This window comes from Streptomyces sp. NPDC111802, from assembly GCF_055634335.1.
This window is the reverse complement of record NZ_JBVKCZ010000121.1, coordinates 1-7181: the sequence shown is the minus strand read 5'-3', so window position 1 is coordinate 7181 and position 7181 is coordinate 1. Positions and strand designations below refer to the sequence as shown.

The 7181-nt window shown below is 68.0% G+C and carries 4 protein-coding genes and 2 pseudogenes; 2 read left to right on the top strand and 4 right to left on the bottom strand.

From position 1 onward, the window contains the following. Nucleotides 1–2183 precede the first annotated feature (2183 nt). Both ACZ7NC_RS43915 and ACZ7NC_RS43910 read right to left on the bottom strand, forming a co-directional pair. The gene (locus ACZ7NC_RS43915; protein WP_471497677.1) at nucleotides 2184–2729 is read right to left on the bottom strand and encodes a phosphatase PAP2 family protein; all 546 of its coding nucleotides are present in this window, start codon (nucleotides 2727–2729) and stop codon (nucleotides 2184–2186) included. Nucleotides 2730–2859: 130 nt separating this feature from the next. Next, nucleotides 2860–3944, bottom strand: a pseudogene (locus ACZ7NC_RS43910) (YihY/virulence factor BrkB family protein). A 361-nt stretch (nucleotides 3945–4305) separates the two neighbouring features. On the opposite strand from ACZ7NC_RS43910, the gene ACZ7NC_RS43905 reads away from it, so the two are divergent. Beyond that, nucleotides 4306–4980 carry a hypothetical protein gene (locus ACZ7NC_RS43905; RefSeq protein WP_471497681.1) on the top strand — a complete coding sequence of 225 codons (675 nt, stop codon included), beginning with the start codon at nucleotides 4306–4308 and terminating at the stop codon, nucleotides 4978–4980. Here the strand turns inward: ACZ7NC_RS43905 and ACZ7NC_RS43900 are convergent. Continuing rightward, nucleotides 4881–5375, bottom strand: coding sequence for a hypothetical protein (locus ACZ7NC_RS43900; protein ID WP_471497679.1), 495 nt, complete (start codon nucleotides 5373–5375; stop codon nucleotides 4881–4883). The genes ACZ7NC_RS43905 and ACZ7NC_RS43900 overlap by 100 nt on opposite strands. A gap of 100 nt (nucleotides 5376–5475) precedes the next feature. After that, a pseudogene (locus tag ACZ7NC_RS43895) lies at nucleotides 5476–5646 on the bottom strand (alpha/beta hydrolase); the annotation flags it as partial. Nucleotides 5647–6479: 833 nt separating this feature from the next. On the opposite strand from ACZ7NC_RS43895, the gene ACZ7NC_RS43890 reads away from it, so the two are divergent. Further along, the gene (locus ACZ7NC_RS43890) at nucleotides 6480–6830 is read left to right on the top strand and encodes a hypothetical protein (RefSeq protein WP_471497675.1); all 351 of its coding nucleotides are present in this window, start codon (nucleotides 6480–6482) and stop codon (nucleotides 6828–6830) included. The last annotated feature ends 351 nt before the right edge of the window (nucleotides 6831–7181 follow it).

The following is a 7181-nucleotide window of genomic DNA, read 5'->3' as shown; positions in this document are numbered from 1 at the left end:
CCGGCAAACACCACGCAACATGGCGCACTTGTGAAAACGACCGGCTCTCCTGCCCGCCACGCGTGACACATACCCATAGTCGGCCGGCCACGGCCACTGTGCTGCTGGCAGCACGGGATATGGGCGGCCACCGCCGCGGGCTGCGTTGACACGGCGGTGGCCGTCGCGAGGAGTATGCGGCTCCCCTTTCCGCGCAGGCTCCTCGCGTACAGTCCCTGACCGGCACCGGGGTGAGCGGGAGGCACCCCGGTTTGGGACGGGCCGGGCCGGGACGAGGCCGGAGCCGACGTCTTTCGGCGTATAAACAGTTCCGGTCGCTGGCTCCCGACTGAGCGTCTGCCCTCCCCCAGGTGATGCAATCCGCTCCAGGGGTGCAGAATCCGGCCGACGTTGGAGCCTGCGGAAAGCAAGGGGGCACCGGCGCCCTGCCGACTGTCTGCCCTGAAGTGACTGAGCCGCCGTCAGTTCCCGCACACAGATACACCGCCGGGTCGTCGAAGACATAGGCGGTAGTGGCTTCGTTGATCAGCATGGGTGGCAATCCACGCTGGGCAAGGTCTGGGGCGGCAAGGTCGTCCTCGTAGCCCGCCAGGCGGACCGGGGCGGACCGGGCCTACACGTCGAGGCTCCTGATCCGCAGGGCCAGCAACCCCGCCCTCTGAGCTTTGTTCGGGGGTTGTTCGCGATTCGTCGTCTCCACTGGGCATGGCCGAGCTGCCCAGCTGCGGCCGACGGTCGCCGGGGGCTGCGCAAGGTCCGCATCGCCGGGTTCGGCTGCGCAGGGACATCCCTCCCAAGCCCCTGGCCAGGGAGCTCCGGATCCGACAAGTGCAGAGCGAAATTGTCCACCACTTCACCGCGCCCGCGCCGAACCTGAAGTGGTCGTGAGGCAGCCGTAGGCAGAGCCGCTTCCCCTCCGCTATCGCACCTTCCGCGGATAAACAGCACGCTCGGACACCCCGGGTAGTGACTGACGCGTGGAAATCTCGTGAAGGAGTTCCAAGGACGTCTGAGATCTCCTCATCTGGGCAGGCGAGCCAGTAGGCCCCTGGACGCTTCAGCTGCTTTACATGGTCGAAGGTCGTGCCACGTATCCGGCTGAGTTCGGCTGGTGTCAGGTGATGTTGATATCACTTGCGCCACATCGAGAACAGGAGATGTTGAGATGACGCAGGAGAAGACACTCCGCCGCCCGTCACGGCATGAACGATATCGACGGACCGCGGGCTCGCGGCAAACACGTACGACCACTCCGGGAACAAGGCCCTACAGCTACCCTCAAGACTTAGTCGCGGCCCAGGGCGAACTGGACCAGATCCACAGCACCCTGAGGGAACTCTGCAGCAAGCTGCCGTGGCCGGCCAATTCAAGGGATATACAGGAGCCCCATGAGAGCACGTGGCGTCCCCCGCCCCGACTTCCCTCCGAGGGCTGGGACTCAGACGATGCCGCGAACATCGCCCGGCTCCGGGCACGGTCAGCCGAACTCGTCGGCAAGATCGTGGCACATCCCTTCTGGCAAGTACTCGATCCCGCCGATATGCCCGCAGCGTGGGATGGGCTCCAGCAACACCCCCAGCCTGTCGACGGGCGGACAAGCTGATCACTGTCAGTCCGCTCAGGCGGTGCCGAATAGGAGAAGCCTCAGGTAGCCGAATGTGCGAACGTGATCGTGCCTGCCTGGTGCCCCTGGGGGAACTTCGCAGCACCTTGCCGAAGTACGCGTCGGCGTCAGCCAGCTCCATATCCCACAGCGGCCGGCCGAACCAGACCCGCTCGCTTGGGCTGTTCGGCGCGGCTGCGGTCCGGTCACACGAGCGGTGCGGACACCTGGCGTATCCGCACCGGGTTTTGCCGGCCGTGCAGGACATGGAGCGGCTGGAGTGGGAGGCTTGCTGGGTCCGGCCGCCGCTGCTGATTCCTCCTCTGGAAGACCGTCACTGGCATGGCCACGACCAGCTGATCGGGGACGCTCCCTCGGGCCACCCCCACCCTCCACACACCCCAACCCACCCGCCACACCAACAACTTGACGACGCCGCTGCGAGGCACGCTGGACCAGGTCGCCCACTGGTTCCTGCGTTCCGGCATCGGTGCGGTGGGCGCTGTCTGCTGTCATGGCTGCTCACCTGCCCTTCGTCAACTTGATCCGGTCGGCTGTCCAGGTACCCCTCATCAGCGCCTCACCCGGCGAACCAACGCCGCCGCGGCAGATGCGGTGCGCCCCGTATCAGGGCGGCTGCGGCCAGCCCGATCCCGCCGCCGGCGGCCACGTCGGATGGGTAGTGGGCACCGCTGTGCACACGCTCCGCGGCCACCAGCACCGCCGACACCCCACAGGCGGCACCGGCGGCCGGCCACACCGGTGCGACGGCACCAGCGAAGGCGAATGCCGCGGCGGTGTGCCCAGAGGGGAAGGAGGAGCTGTCCGGGCGCTCTTGAAGTTCCTCCGGCGGGACCCATTCCTGTGGCGGGCGCCGCCGCCGGTACAGCGGCTTGACGACCGCGTTGGACAGCACCTGGGCCGTCGCCATGGCCGCCACCCCCGCAGCTGCGGCCGCACGACCCCGCCACCCACCGAACGCGACCATCGCTGCGGCCGTCGCCCACCACAGCTTGGTGTGCTCGGCCGCCTCCTGCACCGCGGGCGAGACCCGCCGCACCCAGGGCGGCCCCCACCCGATCGCCCGTCTGGCCAGCAGGCGATCCCCGTCGTGCAGATCCGCCATCGTCCCCATAAGCCAACCGACTTCCCGTCCAAGGCCCCACCACACCGATGCCGTGATCGATCCGGCCCCCCGCCGCCGGGACCCACGAAGCGCCCCTGGAGCAGGCCCCGGCGGTGCTCCTTCGTCTCAGTCACGATTCAAGACGGCGGCGATCCTCCTCGTCCCACTTCCGGGTGTCGCGCGGCTCGACGTACGGCTCCTCCTCGGTCGGGTGACCGCCCGCCACTGCGCGCTCGCGGGCCAGCTCCGCATCGCACTCCAGGCCCAGCAGGATCGCCAGATTCGTGATCCACAACCACACCAGGAAGATGATCACGCCGGCGAAGGTGCCGTAGGTCTTGTTGTAGGAGGCGAAGTTCGCCACGTACAGCGCGAATCCGGCCGAGGCGATCATCCAGATCACCAGTGCCAGGAAACTGCCCGGTGTGATCCAGCGAAAGCCGCGCACCCTCGCGTTCGGCGTCGCCCAGTACAGGATCGCGATCATGGTCGTGACCAGGACGATCAGCACCGGCCACTTCGCGATGGACCACACCGTCAGTGCCGTGTCGCCGACGCCCAGCGCGGCGCCGATTTCCTGGGCCAGGCCGCCGGTGAACACGACAATCACCGCGCTGATCACGGCCAGGACCATCAGGACCACCGTCACGCCGACGCGGACGGGCAGCACCTTCCACACCGGGCGGCCCTCCGGGACGTCGTAGACCGCGTTGGCCGTCCTGATGAACGCGGCGACATAGCCGGAGGCCGACCACACCGCCAGCAGCAGTCCCACGATCGCCATGACCGAGCCGATCCCGGCGTTGCCCTGCATCTGCTGCACCGCATTGCTCAGCACGTCCCGCGCCGCGCCCGGGGCGAGGTTCTGGATGTTGTCCAGCACCTGCTGCGACACCGACTGCCCGACGACTCCGAGCAGCGAGATCAGTGCCAGCAGCGCCGGGAACAGGGCCAGAATGCTGTAGTAGGTCAGCGCCGCGGCCCGGTCGGCCAGCTCGTCCTTCTTGAACTCCTTCAAGGTGCCTTTCAGCACCGCACCCCAGGAGCGTTTGGGCAGATCCGTCGGGGTGTCGGCGCCTGCCGCTCAACCTGCTCATCCGGTCCGGCCTCGGGTGCCCGCGCGGTCTCGGCCTTCTGGTCGGTCGCGCTGTGCCCGCCGTGCCTTCCATACCGTTTCAGCGTCCGTCCACACGAGTATCCGGCTGAGCACCACATATAAACGCATTCGCGGCATACCGTCACAAGGTCAAGAGATCGACCTCCGCCGCCGGCTCGCCCAGCCCCATCCGAACGCAGAGATCGCCGACCAGGGGCCGTGATCAATCTCAGCGCACTCATGGCCGACACGCCTACGCCAACGATCAGCCAGCTGTGTCAGGCCCTGAAGGGCTGACACAGCGGCACAGTGACATCAATTCTCACCGACATTGATCATACAGAGGAGCCGCAGGTGACTCCCGAACTCACGTCGAAATGACGTCCACGGAACGTGACACAGCCAGGCACACCATCGACTACCGTCTCCGGCTCAGTCTCGGTTGTGGTCCGGGAGACGCGGTTGCGGTCTGAGGCGCGTATGGCCTTGCGTGCGGCTGGCACCCAGCTGCTGGCTCGCCTTCAGGCTCACCTGGACAGTGCGTCCCGGCTGGGTGAGGAGGAGCTGACCCGGCTGTGTCACGTGGCGGGGTTCTTTGAAGCCGTCTACCGCAATGGCATCTTCTCCCGGCGCCGGAACGTGCTCGCCCTGGCCGACGCGCGCGTCACCCTGGATCAGCTGACGGCGGCAGTGCCGACGTACGTGTTGGAAGACATCGCAGAACAGATGGAGCTCGCTGAAGGGCCTTTCGCTCCGCTCAGGCAGCTACCGGACCGGCAGCGGGTATGCGGGCCGGTGTTCGCCGGAAGCAGCGACTTGGGCGGGGCCGACGCGGACTTCATCGTCGGCGGCCTGCTCCTCGACTGCAAGGCCACCACCCGACCGCACACGATCCACCCCTCAGCGGTGCAGCAGCTTGCCGGGTATCTGCTGCTCGACTACGACGACGCGTACGGCATCGACCAGGTGGGCCTCTACCTCTCCCGCCAAGGAGCCTTGATCACATGGCGTGTCCCCGAGTTCCTGAACGCTCTGGACACACGCGTTCCCCTGCCTCACTGCCGAACAGAGTCTCTTGGCAACACGGTCACCGGGGTGTCGTGCCGCGCGTGGGCCAGGCACTCCTCGGCGAACGCCAGGGCCTTGAGGTGGTAGGCGCGGGCGGTGAAGCCGAGGCTGATGTTGTGGCCGGCGTGAGGCAGACGGTCGACGACGATGCGCGGGGCTGCGGACAGCCACGCGGTCAGGTCCGCGATTTCGTCATCGTCGTGGCGCCACCACGCCTCATGCTCGGCGAAGGTCAGCCGTACGGGGACCCGGACGCGCGGCAGGATCGCAACCGACAGCCGCGTCCAGCCCTCCACCGTGCTGGCCTCGGGCTCAGGGATCGGCGCCACCACGGACCGGCTGACCCGGAAGGTCTCCACCGGATACAAGCCCAGGGGGCCCCAGTTCAACCGCCGCAGGCCCAGCCTCGCCTCGGTCAGTCCGGGGTTCACGGCGAGCCTGCGCCCGCACCCCGAGACATCCACGCCCAGCAGATTCCGCACACCGCGGTCCGCGGCGACGGCGAAGGCGACCTTGGCCCCGATGCCCCAGCAGCACGGTGGCGGCGCCGGGCGCGTGGCGGGCCGTGAAGGCGGCTATGGCGGCCTGCACGGTCGCGGCCTGCGCGGTCAGCGTCTGCCCGCGGGGAAGGCAGCCGGATGACGCACCGTAGCCGGGGCGGTCCAGGGCCAGCACCGTGTAGCCCAAGCGGGCACCCAGCGCCAGCAAGGACACATCCGGGTGCGCCTGGCCATCGAAGTACCCGGCATTCATCCCCGCGCCGTGCAGTGCAACGATCACCGCACGAGCAGAACCCTCCGCGGGCTCACTGATCAACCCGGACAGCGTGACACCGTCCGCGTCGACGCTAACCGACCGTGCGCCCGGGGACAGATGCCTGTCGCACCCCTGGGGGGCAGCCGGTGTGCGGGCAGCCGCCTGTGCCACCAAGGCGTCATCCACGGCGCAGGGTCCGACCAGGCCAGAAAGGATAAAGCACCCACGCCGCCCTGCCAGCCGCCCACAGCATGTAAACCACTCCGCGATCCTCCCGAGCCGGGCAGAAACCAAGGGCAGCGCCCTGCTCCTCATCCTCCGGGCTGCGCCCCACGCTGGCCAACCGAGCCAGCCACGCCTTCCTCCATCCGAGGAAGACCGCACTCACGCGGGTGACGGGCGCCGATCGCTCCACAGGCGGCGGGAGACGGGCTCAGCGACGGAAGGTAAGTGCCGGCAGGCGGAGTGAGCCTGCGCAGTCACGGCTCTTGACCGCTCGCCCGCGGCCCTGCACGAGCGCAATCCCGGCGTGCGCCATACACCATTCGGCTCCACACTGAGGGCTGTGACGTGGTCGTTCTCACCGACCCCACGAGACCGAACAGCGTGGAAAGGAATCGTTCGCTCCAACTACGAGAGATCTCGCAGCCCCAGCCAGGTGCGGCCTGATAGAGCCCGGCACCTCATCCCTTGGGAAGCACTGTGGCCCTCATAGCTCTGTGTTTGCCCGCGCTGATGATGGCTTTGATCCTTGCGTTGGGGATGCTCGAGGACTTCGTGTTCGGCCCCCCACCGCCTCGACTGGGCACTGGCCAGGGCAGGATGGAAATGTGGCCACGTCCGAGACGATTGTTCTGCTGCTCGTGGGCGGGCAGCAGATCGAGATCCGCGCTGAGCTCGGGGCGTTCTCCCCTGAGGGGAAGCCTGCGTGGGGTGGCATCCTGCGCGGTGTCCCCGCAGAGATCGCGGCTTCGGTCGAACGCGGGGTGGAGGCTCGGCTGCGTCTCCCGGACGGCCGGGAAGCGCGGATTCACCTGCTTGGGCCACCCTGGGCCGATGACCGGGGACGCACCGTGGTGCGCTTCGTCGGTGAGGGGGCAGTCCCGTTCCCACGTCCGACAGGCTCCCTGCCCACCCGGCCGCCGCGGACCGGCATTATCGGCTGGCGGGCGGCGGCGTAGCGCGTTGCTGGGTCGCTCGTTGGCCCGGCATGAGTACTGTGAGGGACGACGGAGACGGCGTGGTCTTCGCTCAGCTCACCAGCGCCTACTGGTTGGACGGCGTCGACGGAGTCCGTCGCTGGCGGCGTGGCTGTTCGGCCTGGCCGGCCGGGACAGGCGGCGCCGTTTACGGGACGGACGCGGGATGCTCACCGGATGCCTGGTCGGAATCCGGGGCTGGTGCAGCAAGTCGGAGGGCGTCTTTGCGTGTGGTGACGACTCTGTTGCTCAATTCTCTGCGAGGACGCTGTGTTGACGGCATGATCGCTTCCGCGGCTGGTAGCCCGTCGAGTGGCCGCGGGGGTGGAATCG